Genomic DNA, 15,315 nt, shown 5'->3' with positions numbered 1-15,315 from the left:
GATCCGCGCGCGATGATCGAGCGGTCTATCGTCCCTCGAGCGCCGCGCGATGCTTCTCGTAGCGCGGCTTGCCGACCCACCGCCAGACCAGCCTGACCGGGCCCGGGAGCGTCTTGCGCATCCAGGCGTCGCCGCCGTCGGGCTGCGAGGCGAGGATGAGTCCGAGCGAGTTCCAGGTCTGACCCTTGGGGGTGGCCTTGCGGCCGTGCTCCGAGAACCACTCGACCTCGTCCTGGGTGATGACCTTCTCCATGATGGGGACGATCGTCGCCTCTTCGTCGGGCAGGTGCACGGTGAGCGCGGCGTTCACGCCGTCGAGGGCTGCCAGAACGGGAGCGGCATCCTGCGCCTTTCCCGATGCCCGCCAGCTCGGGATCGCCGCGTCCATCGCGTTCAGCTGCACCAGCAGGTCGGCATGGTGCTGCTTCATCCGCTCGACATGCACGGCGCACGCCGGCGCGCGCTCGACGAGCGGCGCCCACAGGCGCTGATCCTCGCCCTCGTGGTGGGCGTGCAGCGCCACCGAGAGCAGGTCGAGCTGCCCGGCGACCACCGTTGCATGCGCGGCGTCGCCCTCGGCCACGCGCCGCACGAGCTCCGGAGCCTCGCCGAACCCGACCTTGTACATCCGGTGGATGTCGGCCATGCCGCTCGCGTCGCAGATCGTGGGGCCGGCGGGGACACCGCCGGTCGGGGGCAGGGGAGTGGCAGGCATTCGTCCTCCTTCGGCAGACGCCGCCGAGGCTAGCGGGGTGGGCGCCCCGGCGGAAGGGCCCACCCCGGGTCCGTCCGATCCCCAGCGACCGGACCCGGCGCGCTCGACCCTCGGGCGCGTCGAGCCGCCGGGTCCATGTCCCGCTTTCCATCGCTCGGAGCAGGCCCAGGCGACAGAAAGTGGGACACGGCCTGGAGGTGCCGGACTGTACTGCGAGGGGACACGGTCCACGGGTGAGATCATCCTGGCGATGTACGCCAGATGCCTCTCCCGGGGGACGCGGAGTGCCGCACCCGATTCCTAACGTCGAAGCATGCACATCTCCTCCACCGATCTGGGCCTCGCGGCCCGCGTCCAGCAGCTGACCAAGTCCTACGGGGCCGGAGAAGGCGAGGTGCGGGCCCTCGATGGAGTGGGGGTCGGCATCCGCCGCGGCGAGTTCACCGCGATCATGGGCCCTTCCGGGTCGGGCAAGTCGACGCTCATGCACATCATGGCGGGGCTCGACGCGCCGACCAGCGGGCGGGCGTGGATCGGCGACACCGAGATCACCGGCCTCAGCGACCTCGATCTGACGGTCCTTCGACGGCGGCGTGTCGGCTTCGTGTTCCAGGCGTTCAACCTCGTGCCGACCCTCGACGCGATGGCGAACATCCTCCTGCCCTTCGATCTCGACGGCAGACGTCCCACGGCGCTCGAGCGCGCCCGCATCGACGGGCTCGTGCAGACGCTGGGTCTCTCGGCCCGGCTCACCCATCGTCCGCATGAGCTGTCGGGCGGCCAGCAGCAGCGCGTCGCCATCGCGCGAGCCCTGGCGACGGCCCCCGATCTGGTGTTCGCGGACGAGCCGACGGGCAACCTGGATTCGCGCTCGAGCCGCGAAGTGCTCGCGCTGCTGCAGATCGCGAGCCGCGAGCACGGCCAGTCCATCGCCATGGTCACGCACGACGCGGTCGCGGCGAGTCACGCCGACCGCGTGATCTTCCTCGGCGACGGGCGGATCGTCGCCGACAAGTCGAAGCAGACCGCCGAAGAGATCTCCGCCTACATGCTCGCCACCGAGCTCGGCTCGACTCCTGCGCCGGGCTCCGGCGCCGAGGTGACGGCATGAGCGCGCTCACTCTGGAATCCCGGATGCCGCGGCCCGCGGCATCCGTCCCCCTCCCGTGGATGCGTGAGCGGGGCATGGGCGCGAGCATCCTCGTGGCGGCGCTGTCGAGCGCGTTCGGCGTGGTCCTCCTCTCGGCCACGGGCTTCATCGCCGCGATGCTCCGGGCCGACCCCTACATCGGCGACAGCGCGACGCTTGCGGTGGTCCTCAGCATCGTGACGACGCTCCTCGTCGGCGTCGCGGTGTACGTCGCCGCCATCGTGACGGCGAACACCTTCTCGACCGTGGTCGCGGGTCGGACGCGCCAGATCGCCCTGCTGCGACTGATCGGCGCCTCCGCACGCGCCCAGCGCGGCGAGGTGGCGAGGCAAGGGCTCATCGTCGGAGCGATCGGGGCGCTGCTGGGCCTCCTCGCCGGCACGGCGATCGCCGCGGCCGGAGTGCTCGTCCTGACCGCAGCTCTGGGAATCGAGGGCGTCGAGTACCCCGTCGTCCGGGGAGTGCTGCTGATCCCCGCCGGCGTCGTCGCGCTCACCACGTGGGCGGCAGCATGGGCGGGGTCACGGCGCGTGCTCTCGGTGACTCCGCTGCAGGCGCTCGGCGGCTCGATCGAGGCATCGCACGGTTCGATCGCCCGTCGCAGCGGCCGGAATGCGGCAGCGATCGTGCTGCTCGGGATCGGAGGCGTCCTGCTCGCGCTGGGTGTCCTGGCGGGCCTGGTCACGCCGCTGGGGGTCGTGATCGCCTTTGTCGGCGGCATCCTCTCGTTCACTGGACTCGCCCTGGGCGCGACCCTCGTGATGCCGCCCGTCCTGCGTCTCGTGGGCCGCGCCTTCGGGTCGTCGCCGACGGCCCGCCTGGCGGCGGAGAATGCGATGCGCTATCCGGAGCGCTCGAGCCGCATGGCGATCGGCGTGGTGATGGGGGTGACGCTCGTCACGATGTTCGCGGTGGCGCTCGAATCCGTGAAAGGCGTCGTGCGCGCCTCCTCCGGGGGTGAGCTGCCCGCCGACCTCGGGGCGCTCCTCGACGGATTCGCCGCGATCATGATGAGTCTGGTCGCCGTGTCGGCCGTCATCGCGGCGGTCGGCCTCGTCAACCTCCTGACGCTCGGCATCGTGCAGCGCCGGCGCGAGCTCGGACTGCTGCGCGCGCTGGGCCTCTCCAACGCGCAGGTGCGACGCGTCGTACTGCTCGAGGCCGCGCACATCACCATCGCGGCCCTGGCCACGGGCCTGGTGCTCGGGATCGCCTACGGCTGGGCGGGAGCGCAATCACTCCTCGGCTCCGTCCCGATGGACCCCAGCGCCACGTCGAGCCCGGGGACTCTGGTGTGGCCCGGGATCCCCTTCTGGCCGCTGGTCGTCGTGATCGGCGCCACCGCAGTCCTGACCCTCGTCGCGGCCGTCGTGCCCACCCGCCTCGCCACGCGCGTCGCGCCGGTGGAGGCTCTCGCCGAGTAGAAGGAGGCCCGTGCCGCCGCCTCGGGAGCGGCGAGCGGGCAAGGGGTGCCGCGGTCGGGCTTCAGCTGCGGCATCCCGTGTCCCTGGCGTACACAGCTGCGGGGTTCGTTCGCGACACCCCGTCCACCCGGCCGGTCAGCCGGCGTGCCGCGAAGGATCCCCGCTCGTGTGTACGGGGGACGAGGCCGGGATGCCGCGGCCCGGCTTCAGCCGCGGCATCCCGTATCCCTGGCGTACACAGCTGCGGGGTTCGTTCGCGACACCCCGTCACCCCGGCCGGTGCGGCGGCGTGCCGTGCAGGATCCCCGCTCGTGTGTACAGGAGAGGGGAGATGAGGGATAGGAGACCGATGCCCGTGCCCGCCAAACAGCCGCGAGTCGGGCGGTTCAGCCCTCGGTGTCGGCCTCCTCCACCGGCAGGTCATGGGCCCACGTCGGTGCAAGAGCACGGATGCGGGCTCCCCGCCACTGCCACGTCGCCCAGAGCAGAGGCCAGAGCGCCGCGGCGCTGGGACCGCCGATGACGAGCCGGTCGCGCCACAGCGTCTTCGTCGGATCGCCCGGCGCCGGCGAGATCGCCATCTGGTGATCCCACACGTCGAGGCTCGCGAGGGGGCCGGTGAGGGGGATGCCGCTGTCGCGAAAGATCCGCACGGGTCCCTGCGGTCCGCGTGCCCGTCGCTCGCTCATATGGATGAGCTGGCGACCCACCGGCAGGATCCCGAGGGCGCTGAGCTGCACCGGCACATCGTCGCCGGGCGACCACGACGTCGGCAGCCCGTTCGGCACGAGAGGGTCGAGCGCGAGCAGCGGCCCGTACAGCTCCGCCACCGCCCGGGGCGAGTGGACGGCGCGCCACGCGGCATCCGCGTCGCAGTCGATGACGAGCTTCAGCAGAACACGCATGCTTCAGTGTGGCACCGCACTTCTGGCCGACCAGCGACCGGGGCGGGGCTTGACACTGCCCGCCTAGGCTGTCGAGGTGCAGAATCCCTTCGATCAGTCCACCTACCAGGTCCGCTTCGAGTGGGGGGCGGAGGGCCTCGCGAGGCTTGCTCCTGCCGACATCGTCGTGCTCGTGGACGTCCTGGGGCTGTCGTCCGCGGCGATCGAAGCGGTCGAGTCCGGTGACACGCTGAGGACGGATGCCGATCCGGCCGCCGCAGATCTGGTCGAGGCCGCGGCATCCACCGGAGCCGTCGTGCTGGTCGGGGGAATCCGCAACGCGGGCGCCGTCGCCGCTGCCGTGCTCGGCGAGCAGGAGCAGCGTGCCGCCCGCACCAGCGTCTCCGTCGTCGCCGCCGGCGACGCTCGCGACGCGTCGCTGCGGTTCGCCGTCGAGGACCTCCTCGGCGCGGGCGCGGTCATCGCCGCCCTCGCCGAGCGGGGGATAGACCACTCCTCTCCCGAGGCCGCCGCCGCATGCGAGTCCTATCGGGGGCTCCGTCGCGCGTCCCGTCATCTGCTGACCGCGAGCGGCTCGGGCCGCTCGCTCCCGGGCCCCGCGGAGGCGGTGCACAGGGAAGCCGCCGCCGATTCCTCTGTGGCGGTACCGGTGCTCACGGGCCAGGCCTTCACCGCATGACCGCCGGCGGCCGCGCAGGGAACGCCTGCGTCAGCCCCGGGGAGTCATTGCCGCAAGCCGCACCGCGGGCGTGATCTCGCGGCGCGTCCACGTGAAGAGGTGCCGTGCATCGAAGCGGGGCGCGCACTTGACGCAGGAGGTCGCCCGCGTAGGCCGCCGGTGGCGATAAGCCGTGTGGCCGGCAGGGCACACGCCGACCCACGGCGCGAGGTCGACCGCTGTCTCGCCCTGGTGGGTCACGCCGCCGACGTAGCCGAGCTCACGGGCGACGGCCTTCCAGCGGGGGCCGTGCGCGGCATCCGCCCCCGCAAGAGCGTGCGCGACTTCGTGGAGCAGTGTCTGGTGGTTGGTGTCGTCGTCGTAGCGCGCCGCGAGATAGCGCGAGACGGAGATCCGCTTGCGGGTGTAGTCGCAGAGCCCGGCGCGGCGCTTGGCGTTGTCGAACGCGAACGTCCACGAGTCGTCGAGGTGGGACGCGATGAGGGCATCCGCCCACCGTCGCACGCGCTGCAGTTCCGACATGCCGGGAAGACTAGAACAGACCTGCGACAGTCAGCTTGCGACGGACCGGGCGCGGCGACGATCCGCCGCATCGATCGCCAGCAGAGCCGCCTCGAGCTGGTCGTCGGTCGCACCGGAGTCCTGCCGCAGGAACAGCGCCCGCTTGAAGTCGACGCGCGCCGCCTCGAATTCCTCGATCTCGTAGTGGACCCGGCCGCGGTGCTGGTACGCGAACGCCGCGATGGCACCCCAGTCCTGACCTTCTGCCTCTTCGGCGCACATCGTGAGCTCCTGCTCGGCTGCGGCCGACGCGCCGCGCTGCTGCATGACCGAGGCATGCAGGATGCGGGCGCGCAGGAGGTCCTTGCGCGTGCCGGCCATGCGCGCGAGGCGGACGGACTGCTCCGAGAGGACGAGCGAGTCCTCGAGCCGGTCGAGCATCTTGAGCAGCCAGACACGCTCGAGGAGCGCGGGAAGGCTCCGCTGCTCGCCGATCTCGTCGAGCCGCTCCTTGCACTGACGAGGGTCGATCTGCTCACGCAGCGTGTCGGGGTCGTACCCGCGGATATAGCTCACATCGACTCCTCTCCCTGCGATCCGGCTCGCCGTTCCAGTGTGCCTCGGTCGGCGCGCAGGCCCATCCCGGCACGCCGAGTCGCCGCATGCCTCGATTGCGAAATCGGTGGCGTCAGCGTTCGAAGAGGGATGCCGACGGCTTCGGCGACGGCACGGCGTCGGCGTCGGTCGCGGGCACCGCCCCCCGCACCAGCTCGTCGAGCTCTGCGCCCTGCGCGACCTTGGCGGGATGAGGGCCGGCGGCCATGAGTCGCGGCAGCCAGGTCGTCGGGAGGGGAGCCGCCGATGCCGCCACCACGAGATTGCCGAACCGGCGCCCCTTGAGGGTTTGCACCTCGGCGAGGACGACCACGTGCGGCAGCACCGCGCGGATCGTCGCCACCTGGCGCCGCGCGAAGGCGAGCCCCGCGCCGTCCGCGACGTTCACGAGCAGCACGCCCTCGGGCGCGAGCAGGCGTGCGGCGGCCGTGTAGAACTCGATCGTCGTGAGGTGCGCCGGAGTCTGCGCCCCTGAGTACACGTCCGACACGAGGAGGTCGACGGCGCCCTCGAGGCCCGCAGGCAGTCGCCCGAGGCCTTCCCGCGCGTCTCCGATGCGCACACGGATCGACGCTCCGCGAGGAAGCGGCAGATGCTCTCGGACGAGGTCGACGAGGGCCGGCTCCAGCTCGATCACCTGCTGGCGCGAACCCGGGCGGGTGGCCTCGACGTATCGCGGGATGGTGAGGGCGCCGGCTCCGAGGTGCACGGCGGTGAGCGGCTGGCGCGGCATCCGGAGCTGGTCGATCACAGCCCCCATCCGCGCCACGTACTCGAAGTGCAGATGCGTGGGATCGTCGAGGTCCACGTGCGACTGCGGCGTTCCGTCGACGATGAGCTCGAAGCCGGTCGTGAAGTCCGACGGGGCGACGCGGGCGATGGTCCCGTCCGAGAGCCGCGTCTGTGGCTGCTCGCTGGGATCGCGTCGCGCTCTGGCCATCACCCCACGGTAGCGGTGCCGCCGTGTGCACCAGCTCAGGATGGTTCGTCGAATCCCGTGCCTCAGGACGTCCGATTGGGCCGCTCAGCCTGAGTTGGTGCCACCGCCCGTCCGTGTGTCGGCCAGGAACGCCGGTAGCTGTGCCGCCTGGTCGCGCGCCGGCCAACAACCCCGGTTACCGTGCCGCGCTGTGCACCAACTCAGGATGGTTCGTCGAATCCCGTGCCTCAGGACGTCCGATTGGGCCGCTCAGCCTGAGTTGGTGCCACCGCCCGTCCGTGTGTCGGCCAGGAACGCCGGTAGCTGTGCCGCCTGGTCGCGCGCCGGCCAACAACCCCGGTTACCGTGCCGCCGTGTGCACCAACTCAGGATGGTTCGTCGAATCCCGTGCCTCAGGACGTCCGATTGGGCCGCTCAGCCTGAGTTGGTGCCACGGCCAGCGGCGTGTCGGCCAACAACGCCGGTAGCTGTGCCGCCTGGTCGCGCGCCGGCCAACAACCCCGGTTACCGTGCCGCCGTGTGCACCAACTCAGGATGCTTCGTCGAATCCGGGCCTCACGACGTCCGATTGGACCGCTCAGCCTGAGTTGGTGCCACCCCCGTGCCGAGCCCCCACCGGCGCTACCGTGGGCGCATGGCCTCGATCGACCTCAACGCGGACCTCGGCGAGACGGTCGCCGGCGTTCCGACGGCCGACGACGACGCGATGTTCTCGGTGATCTCGAGCGCCAGCGTCGCCTGCGGCGGGCACGCAGGGGATGCCGCCTCCATGCGAGCATCCGTCGAGCGCGCCGCCCGGTTCGGGGTCGCGATCGGGGCGCACCCGTCCTACCCCGACCCCGCGGGTTTCGGCCGCTCGCGGATGGCGCTCGCCCCGGGCGCGCTGCGGGCATCGATCGCCGACCAGCTCGAGGCCCTCGCAGAGGCGGGGGCCCACATCCGGTACGTCAAGCCGCACGGCGCGCTGTACCACGCGGTCACCGCGGACGACGCCGAAGCTCGCGCCCTCGTGGCCGCGGCGAGCGACCTTTCGTCCACGCTCGGCCGACCGGTGCCGATCCTCGGACTCCCTGGCGCCATCGCTGCCGCAGCCGCCGAGGCCGGCCTGCCCTTCGTGCGCGAGGCGTTCCTGGACCGCGGCTACCTTCCGGACGGATCCCTCGTCGCGCGCGGCGCGCCCGGCGCACTGCTCGCCGATCCGGCGGTCGTCGCGGCCCGGGCCGTGCGACTCGCTCAGACAGGCCTGGTCGACGCGGCCGACGGCTCGGACATCACGGCGGATGCGGCGTCCCTCTGCCTCCACGGCGACTCGCCCGCCGCCGTCGCGATGGCGCGCGCCGTCCGGGCGGCGCTCGACACCGCGCAGATCGAGGTGAGAGCGCCATGGTGACCGAGGCGACAGCCAGGGTGACAGCGCCGTGAGGACAGCGCCGTGAGGACAGCGCCGTGGTGACCGGCGCGCGGCTGCTCCCGATGGGCGACCGCGGGGTGCTCGTCGAGGTCGCCTCGCTCGACGAGGTGCTCGCGCTTCACGGCGCGCTCGCCGCGTCCCGTCCGCCGGGCGTCGTCGACCTCGTACCGGCGGCGCGGACCGTCCTCGTCCGCGTCGAGCCGCGGGTCATCTCGCTCGCCGCTGCCCGCGCCTGGATCGAGAAGACCGCGCGGGCGACGGATGCTGTCGCCCCCGCCCCCTCGGACCTCGCCCCCGTCGAGCTCGACGTCGTCTACGACGGCCTGGACCTCGACGAGACGGCGGAGCTGCTCGGCGTCACACCGGGCGGCCTGGCGGCACAGCACGCCGCCGCCGTGTGGACCGTCGCCTTCACCGGCTTCGCGCCCGGCTTCGGGTACCTCGTGAGCGCTGACTGGCCCCACGATGTGCCGAGACTCGACAGTCCCCGCACGAGGGTCCCCGCGGGAGCGATCGGCCTTGCTGCCGCCTTCACCGGCGCCTATCCGCGGGAGACGCCGGGCGGCTGGCGCCTGATCGGCGCGACCTCCGCCCCGCTCTTCGATCCGGATGCCGCCTCCCCGGCCCTCCTGGCGCCGGGAGCGCGGGTCTCCTTCAGACCGGTGCGAGCCCAGACGCTCGGAGCCTCCGCGCCGGGCGATGAGTCGGCGCTCGCGAGTGGGGCGATCGACAGCGCCCCGGCTCCCGCCGGTGTGCGCGGCCGCGCTCGCACCGGTGACGCAGGGCCGGCGCAGCCGGATGGCGGGCGAGGGCGCACGGAGATTCGCGTCGTCCAGCCCGGGCTCCTCGCCACCATCCAGGATCTCGGAAGGACGGGGGCGGCCTCGCTGGGCGTGGCGCCGTCCGGGGCTCTCGACCGCGGCGCCCTGCGCACCGCGAATCGCCTGGTCGGGAACCCCGAGCATGCCGCAGGCATCGAGGTCACGATGGGCGGCTTTCGCGCTGTCGCCGGCGACGACCTGTGGTTCGCCGTCACCGGGGCGTGGGGCCCCATCCTCCTCGACGGGCACGAAGTAGACCCGTACGAGCCGCACCGCTGGCCCCGCGGGGCCGAGTTGCACATCGACTGGTTCGCGCACGGTGCGCGGGCCTATCTCGCGGTGCGCGGGGGGCTCGACGGCCGCGCCGTGCTCGATTCCCGGGCGACCGACCTCATGGCGGGGCTCGGTCCGCGGCCGCTGCGCCCCGGGGCCTCGATCGGCGTGCGGGAGGAGGCATCTGGTCCCATTCCCGCCTCGACGATCGCTCCCTGGAGCGCACCACACGACGACGAGCTCGTGATCGAGCTGGCCTCGGGTGCTCGCGCCGACTGGTTCACCAGCTCCGCCCTCCGCCTCCTCTACGAGGCCGCGTGGACGGTCTCGAACGACGCCGATCGCGTCGGCGTGCGACTGGACGGGCCGGTCCTCGAACGCGCCGGCGGCGGAGAGCTGCCCAGCGAAGGCATGGTCACCGGAGCCCTTCAGGTGCCGCCCTCGGGCAGGCCCACGATCCTCCTGGCCGACGGTCCCGTCACGGGCGGATACCCCGTGATCGCCGTGGCGACGGATGCTGCGCTCGACGCGATCGCGCAGGCCCGGCCGGGGACGCGCATCCGCTTCCGCCATGCGCGCCCACAGTGAATGTCTTCGTCGGCTGCCTGCAGCCGGTGAGCCCTAGCCCGGCGAGCCCGGCGAGACCGGCACGCTCGACGGCTCCGTCGAGCCCGACGGCGCCGTCGAACCGGCCGAGCCCGGCGAGCCCGGCGAGACCGGCACGCTCGACGGCTCCGTCGAACCCGCCGAGCCGGCCGAGCCCCCCGAGCCCGGCGAGACCGGCACGCTCGACGGCTCCGTCGAACCCGCCGAACCGGCCGAGCCCGCCGCGTCCGCGGAACGCGCCGAGCCCGCCGAGCCCCGCGAGACCGGCACGCCGGACCGCTCCGCCGAGCCCGCCGAGCCCGCCGCGTCCGCGGAACCCGGCATGCCGGTGAGGGCGTATTCGGCGGCCTCGAAGGCGCCGTACTCGGCACCGCGCGCCTCGGCCGCACTCAGTCGCGCAGCGATCTCCGCCGCGTGGGCGGGGTCCGGCGCAGCGGTGACGAGGGCCTCGACGTAGCGCGTGTGGTAGACGAAGCCGGGGCTGTCGAACGTGGCGATCCGCTTGCGCATCGCACTGGCCGCGCCGGAGAGGACTCCCGCGCGTTCGACGTCGCCGCGCAGCGCCGCGATCGCGCACAGGCCTTCGAGACCGTAGGCGACGCCCTCTTCGTGACGCAGTCGGACGGATCCCTCGATGGCGGCCCGGAACATCCGCTCCGGCGCATCCACCTCGCCGCCGAACAGCAGCATGCGCGCGAGATGATGCGTGGCGATGGTCCTCGCGAACAGATCGCCGCTGCGCGCGGATGCCTCGACCGAGCGCCGGAAGATCTCCGTACCACCGGCGATGTCGCCCCGGAGCACCGCCAGCCTGCCGAGTGCCACCAGCCCCAGCGCCTCGCCCCATCCCGCGCCCGTCCCGCGGAAGCGCTCTGCCGCCTGCACGAGCCACTGAGAGGCGGCGGCGAGATCGGGGTCGCCGGTGTTCAGCTCGGCGATTCCCGCGGTGGCAAGGCACATGGCGGCACCGAGCTCGTCGTGCACCGAGGCGAACTGGGCCGATGTGCGCACGAGGGTCTGCGGCAGGGCGTGGCTGGGGGAGTCCCACATGTCGCGCCAGCACACGTAGAACTGCGCGATCGCGGTCGCGTGGGGGGATGCATCGCCGGGGAATCGGGTGATGAGCTCCTCCATCCACCCGGCGACCTCCATGAGGTAGCCGCCCGCCCACCAGTAGATGTAGAGGCGCCACGCGACGTCCGTGGCAGCCTCGGCGTCGCCGACCGTCACGAGGTGGCGGACGGCCGCGCGGAGGTTGCCTCGCTCGAGATTCAGCCGCGCGATCGCCTCGATCTGCCGGTCTGTCCCGAGGCCGACCTCCAGATGGCGGGCGAGGGCGGTGTACACCTCGGCGTGCGCCGTCCTCGCGGCGATCTCGTCACCGGCCTCGCGGAGTCGTTCGATGCCGTACTCGCGGACGGTCGCCAGCATGGAGAACACGGACTCGCCGTCCACGTCCTCCTGCTCGACGAGCGATGAGTCGACCAGGTTGGCGAGCGTCTCGAATGCCGGGAAGTCCCAGCCCCGCCGCACCCCGAGAGCCTCGACCGAATCCAGCGTGAATCCCCGCGAGAACACCGAGAGGTCGTGCAGCAGCCGGCGCTCGGACGCCGTGAGCAGTCCCGTCGACCATTCGATCGTCGAGCGGAGGGTTCGCTGGCGCTCCGGGAGGTCGCGGGAGGACTCCACCAGCAGCGGCAGCTGCCGGTCGAGCCGGTCGAGGATCGACGAGGGGGTCAGCACCCGCATCCGGGCCGCCGCGAGCTCGATCGCGAGGGGCATGCCCTCGAGAGCTCGGCAGATGCCGACGACGGCCGCGGCGTTGGCATCGGTCACCGCGAAGTCGGGCTTCACCGCCCGGGCGCGTTCGACGAACAGCTCGACGGCGGGGGAGGTGCGCGCCCTCGCGACCGAGTAGGGGGATGCCGCATCGTGCGACGCCAGGGGAGGCACCTCGTACACGCGCTCACCGCGGACGCGCAGCAGGATCCTGCTGGTCACGAGCAGGGCCGCGTCGGGCGCCAGGGTGTACAGCTCGACGAGGATGGGCGCGGCATCCACGATCTGCTCGAAATTGTCGAGCACGAGCAGCATCCGGCGACCCTCGAGCGCGATCGTGAGGCGCTCCGCGAGCGGCACCTCGCCGGTGTCCCGAACCCCCAGCGCATAGGCGATGGTCGGAAGCAGCAGCCCCGCCTCGAGGACGTTCTCCAGCGGCACGAACAGGGTGCCGTCGGGGAATGCCTCGGATGCCGCCTCTGCGACCGCGAGCGAGAGCCGGCTCTTGCCGATGCCCCCGGGTCCGAGCAGCGTCACCAGGCGGGTTCCGGGCTGTGCGAGGAGGGCCAGAACCTCGGCGACCTCGCGGTCGCGGCCGATCAGCGGCGTGAAGGACGCCGGGAGCCGGGGCGAGGAGCGCGTCGGCTCGGCCACTTCGGCGGGTTCGCTCCTGGCCGCGTCGAACCGCTCCGCCAGCAGGGTGGCCAGATCCGACTCGATGAGCTCCGCGAGCTCCTCGGGAGTGGAGAAGGATTTGTACGACGCGGTGTCGTCCGCGCGGATCCGTCCGATCAGCTGGTCGAGGCGCTCCTCGCGCTCGGCGGGCTCGAGCAGGTAGATCAGCTTCGGCAGCGCCGCAGGCGCGAGCCGGTATTCGTCCTCGAGCCCCGAGATCTCCTCGCCGGGCGCGGTCCAGCCATAGCGCTCCCCGTAGATTCCGACGAAGACGTCGCTCTGCGCGAGGTAGGCGCGGTAGAGCTCCCGCGGCGGGTGGGGCCGCGCGCCGAGCTCGAACATGACGGGAGCGAGCCGCAGGCGCTCGATGGCACCCCGCGCGGCGATGCGCTCCTTCTCGAGCTCCCGCAGCGTCGAGGACACGAAGACCCGCAGCCGCTGGTCGGGGGTGCGAATGGCCGGTGTGCTCACCAGGTGCGCATCGCTTCCTGCAGGCGCGGGTCCTCGGCGTCCGGAAGGGCGAGCTCGACCGCTTCGGCCATGGAGAGGTCGGCCGCGTCCTTCTCGCCCGCGGCGAATGCGACCGGATCGCTCGCGCGCAGCTTCGCGAGGTGTGGGGTGTGCACGGTGAAGGCCTCGACGTCGAACACGCCGATGCGGTGCCGGATCGACTCGGCCGCCTTCGAGAGGGCGCTCGCCCGGCGCGTCTCGCCGCGGGCGGCGGCGACGGCGCAGACCCCCTCGAGGCCGTAGGCGACCCCTTCGTCGTAGTGGAGGCGGATCGACAGGATGAGGCTTTCGACGAACTCCGGCTCTGCGCGGTCGGTCTGCCCGCGGAGGAAGATGAGGCGCCCCCGCAGGTTGGCGGCGACGGAGCTCGTGAAGATGTCGCCGCTGCGGTCGGCGACGGCACGAGCCTCGCCGAAGAGGCTCAGTGCCCGGTCGGTGTCGCCACGGACCCACGCGATGCGGGCGAGGGAGACGAGTGTGATCGCCTCCGCCCAGTTGTTGCCGAGCTCGCGGAGCCGGACGACCGCCTCGCTGAGCTCCCCCTCCGCCTTCTCGACGTCCTGGCTCGAGTACTGCACGCGCGCGGTGGCGCGCGCGGCGAGCGCCATGGCCGCAGCATCCTCGTCCCCGCTCTCGGTGAACAGGCGCACGCACTCGCCGAGCCCCGCCACGACCTCCTCGCTCGGGCGCTGCCACATCTCGCCCCACAGCGCGAAGAACCAGGCGACCGCACGGGTGTGGGGCGTCAGAGGGGCCTGCTTGTCGAGCAGCTCCAGCATCCAGGCGCGGACTTCGCCGAAGAAGCCGGCGATCCACCAGTAGATGAGAAGGCTCCAGGCGAAGTCTCCCGCGTCGTCCAGCCGGTCGGAGCGCACGAGGTGGCGCACCGCCGCGCGCAGATTCGGGAGCTCGAGGCCGAACTCGGCGACGGCCTCGGCCTGGCCCCGGCCCCGGAGACGCGGGGCGAGGCGGGCCACCATCCGGCCATAGTGCTCGGCGTGCGCCGTGCGCATGAGGTCGAGGTCGCCGCGGGCCTCCAGCCGGTCGAGGGAGTATTCGCGGACGACGGTGAGAAGCGAGTACACGGAGCGCCCGTCGATCTCGGAGACCTTCACGAGCGAGCCGTCCACGAGCGCCGAGAGAGCGTCGATCGCCTGCCCCTCCCACGACCGGCCGACACCGAGCGCCTCGGCTGATTCGAGGGTGAATCGCCGCGCGAACACCCCGAGGTCCTCGAGGAGGTCGCGCTGCTCGTCGGGCAGGAGGCTGACGCTCCAGTCGATGGTCGCCCGCATGGTCCGGTGGCGCTCAGGCAGATCCCGGACACCGGCTGTGAGCAGCGGAAGGCTCTGCTCGAGACGCTCCGCGATCGCCTTGGCGGTGAGCACCCGCACCTTGGCCGCGGCGAGCTCGATCGCGAGGGGGAGTCCCTCCAGGCGTCGGCAGATGGTGGCGACCGCGTCGGCGTTGTCCTCCGTGAGCTCGAAGCCCGGCTTGGCGGCGCCGGCCCGGTCGACGAAGAGGGTGCACGCCGTCGAGCGCCGCACGCGCTCGAGGCTCGTCTGGGCGGCGTCCTCGGGGGTGGTGAGGGCTGCGACGTCGTACACCTGCTCACCCCGGATGCGCAGCACGATGCGACTCGTGACGAGGAACGTCGCGAGGGGCGCAAGGTCGTACAGACGCACCAGGACGCCGGCCGCCTCGACGATCTGCTCGAAGTTGTCGAGCACGATGAGAACCCGCCGGTTCGCGAGGGAGTGCGCGATGCGCTCTTCGATCGCGGCTTCGCCATTGTCACGGATGCCGAGGAAGTACGCGATGGTCGTGAGCAGCAGCCGCGGCTCGAGGACATTCTCGAGCGCCACGAAGTAGATCCCGTCGGGGAACAGGTCATCGCTGGCGAGCGCCGTCTCGATCGCGAGCCGGCTCTTGCCGATCCCGCCCGGACCGATGAGGCTCACAACCCTGTCCTTGCCTGCGAGCAGCGCGCGCACGGCCGCAATGTCCTGCTCCCGGCCGATCGTGGGCGTGTACGGCAGGGGCACCCGACCCGCCGCGGGCTCGGAGGATTCGATCGGTTCGTCGGCCGGCTGCTCACGCGCGGGCCGGGTCTCGTCGAATCGTTCGGCGAGGAGGGTGGCGAGGTCGTCGGTGATGCGTTCTTGGAGTTCTTCGGCGGTGTGGAAGGGGAGGTAGGCGGCGTGGTCGTCGGTCTGGATGCGGGTGATGAGGGTCTGGAGGCGTTCGTCGCGGTGGTCGGATGCCTTGATGTAGATGAGTTTCGGCATCGTGGCGGGGGCGAGGTCGTATT

General features: G+C 72.2%; 12 protein-coding genes. 5 read left to right on the top strand and 7 right to left on the bottom strand.

Features of this window, described 5'->3' with window-relative positions; genetic code table 11:
* Nucleotides 1–25 precede the first annotated feature (25 nt).
* On the bottom strand, nt 26–715 hold the full coding sequence (locus AC1DP3_RS00060; protein WP_477290022.1) for a hemerythrin domain-containing protein: 690 nt from the start codon (nt 713–715) through the stop codon (nt 26–28).
* 313 nt (nt 716–1,028) lie between these two features.
* On the opposite strand from AC1DP3_RS00060, the gene AC1DP3_RS00055 reads away from it, so the two are divergent.
* Together AC1DP3_RS00055 and AC1DP3_RS00050 are read left to right on the top strand one after the other, a co-directional pair.
* A complete protein-coding gene (locus tag AC1DP3_RS00055; protein WP_477290021.1) occupies nt 1,029–1,826 on the top strand; it encodes an ABC transporter ATP-binding protein in 798 nt (265 codons plus the stop codon).
* Nucleotides 1,823–3,289, top strand: coding sequence for an ABC transporter permease (locus AC1DP3_RS00050; protein ID WP_477290019.1), 1,467 nt, complete (start codon nt 1,823–1,825; stop codon nt 3,287–3,289). The genes AC1DP3_RS00055 and AC1DP3_RS00050 overlap by 4 nt, the downstream gene beginning before the upstream one ends.
* 386 nt (nt 3,290–3,675) lie before the next feature.
* On the opposite strand, the gene AC1DP3_RS00045 is transcribed toward AC1DP3_RS00050, so the two are convergent.
* Nucleotides 3,676–4,194: a hypothetical protein gene (locus AC1DP3_RS00045; protein ID WP_477290017.1), complete on the bottom strand. Its 519-nt coding sequence runs from the start codon at nt 4,192–4,194 to the stop codon at nt 3,676–3,678.
* Nucleotides 4,195–4,270: 76 nt separating this feature from the next.
* Here AC1DP3_RS00045 and AC1DP3_RS00040 point away from each other — a divergent pair, with 76 nt between their 5' ends.
* Complete coding sequence (locus AC1DP3_RS00040; protein WP_477290015.1) at nt 4,271–4,873, top strand: 2-phosphosulfolactate phosphatase; 603 nt, start codon at nt 4,271–4,273, stop codon at nt 4,871–4,873.
* 30 nt (nt 4,874–4,903) lie between these two features.
* Here the strand turns inward: AC1DP3_RS00040 and AC1DP3_RS00035 are convergent, their stop codons facing one another.
* From AC1DP3_RS00035 to AC1DP3_RS00025, 3 genes are all read right to left on the bottom strand, one after another.
* Nucleotides 4,904–5,395 carry a SprT-like domain-containing protein gene (locus tag AC1DP3_RS00035; RefSeq protein ID WP_477290013.1) on the bottom strand — a complete coding sequence of 164 codons (492 nt, stop codon included), beginning with the start codon at nt 5,393–5,395 and terminating at the stop codon, nt 4,904–4,906.
* Nucleotides 5,396–5,425: 30 nt separating this feature from the next.
* Nucleotides 5,426–5,950, bottom strand: coding sequence for a hypothetical protein (locus tag AC1DP3_RS00030; RefSeq protein ID WP_477290011.1), 525 nt, complete (start codon nt 5,948–5,950; stop codon nt 5,426–5,428).
* A gap of 112 nt (nt 5,951–6,062) precedes the next feature.
* Entirely contained in the window at nt 6,063–6,929 is an 867-nt protein-coding gene (locus tag AC1DP3_RS00025; RefSeq protein WP_477290009.1) for a spermidine synthase, read from the bottom strand.
* Nucleotides 6,930–7,563: 634 nt separating this feature from the next.
* Here AC1DP3_RS00025 and AC1DP3_RS00020 point away from each other — a divergent pair.
* Together AC1DP3_RS00020 and AC1DP3_RS00015 are read left to right on the top strand one after the other, a co-directional pair.
* Nucleotides 7,564–8,319, top strand: coding sequence for a 5-oxoprolinase subunit PxpA (locus tag AC1DP3_RS00020; protein ID WP_477290007.1), 756 nt, complete (start codon nt 7,564–7,566; stop codon nt 8,317–8,319).
* 56 nt (nt 8,320–8,375) lie between these two features.
* Nucleotides 8,376–10,022, top strand: coding sequence for a 5-oxoprolinase subunit B/C family protein (locus tag AC1DP3_RS00015; RefSeq protein ID WP_477290005.1), 1,647 nt, complete (start codon nt 8,376–8,378; stop codon nt 10,020–10,022).
* 33 nt (nt 10,023–10,055) lie between these two features.
* Here the strand turns inward: AC1DP3_RS00015 and AC1DP3_RS00010 are convergent, their stop codons facing one another.
* Nucleotides 10,056–12,965 carry an ATP-binding protein gene (locus tag AC1DP3_RS00010; RefSeq protein ID WP_477290003.1) on the bottom strand — a complete coding sequence of 970 codons (2,910 nt, stop codon included), beginning with the start codon at nt 12,963–12,965 and terminating at the stop codon, nt 10,056–10,058.
* Nucleotides 12,962–15,315, bottom strand: a 2,354-nt coding sequence (locus AC1DP3_RS00005; protein ID WP_477290001.1) for an ATP-binding protein, incomplete at its 5' end; no start/stop codon positions are given. The genes AC1DP3_RS00005 and AC1DP3_RS00010, both read right to left, overlap by 4 nt.

The organism is Microbacterium sp. P5_B6 (assembly GCF_056400345.1).
This window is presented reverse-complemented; position numbering and strand designations above follow the sequence as displayed.

Excerpts from the sequence above, each read along its gene's own strand:
- AC1DP3_RS00060 (WP_477290022.1), bottom strand. The coding sequence starts at position 715 with ATGCCTGCCACTCCCCTGCCCCCGACCGGCGGTGTCCCCGCCGGCCCC.
- AC1DP3_RS00055 (WP_477290021.1), top strand. The coding sequence starts at position 1,029 with ATGCACATCTCCTCCACCGATCTGGGCCTCGCGGCCCGCGTCCAGCAG.
- AC1DP3_RS00050 (WP_477290019.1), top strand. The coding sequence starts at position 1,823 with ATGAGCGCGCTCACTCTGGAATCCCGGATGCCGCGGCCCGCGGCATCC.
- AC1DP3_RS00045 (WP_477290017.1), bottom strand. The coding sequence starts at position 4,194 with ATGCGTGTTCTGCTGAAGCTCGTCATCGACTGCGACGCGGATGCCGCG.
- AC1DP3_RS00035 (WP_477290013.1), bottom strand. The coding sequence starts at position 5,395 with ATGTCGGAACTGCAGCGCGTGCGACGGTGGGCGGATGCCCTCATCGCG.
- AC1DP3_RS00025 (WP_477290009.1), bottom strand. The coding sequence starts at position 6,929 with ATGGCCAGAGCGCGACGCGATCCCAGCGAGCAGCCACAGACGCGGCTC.
- AC1DP3_RS00020 (WP_477290007.1), top strand. The coding sequence starts at position 7,564 with ATGGCCTCGATCGACCTCAACGCGGACCTCGGCGAGACGGTCGCCGGC.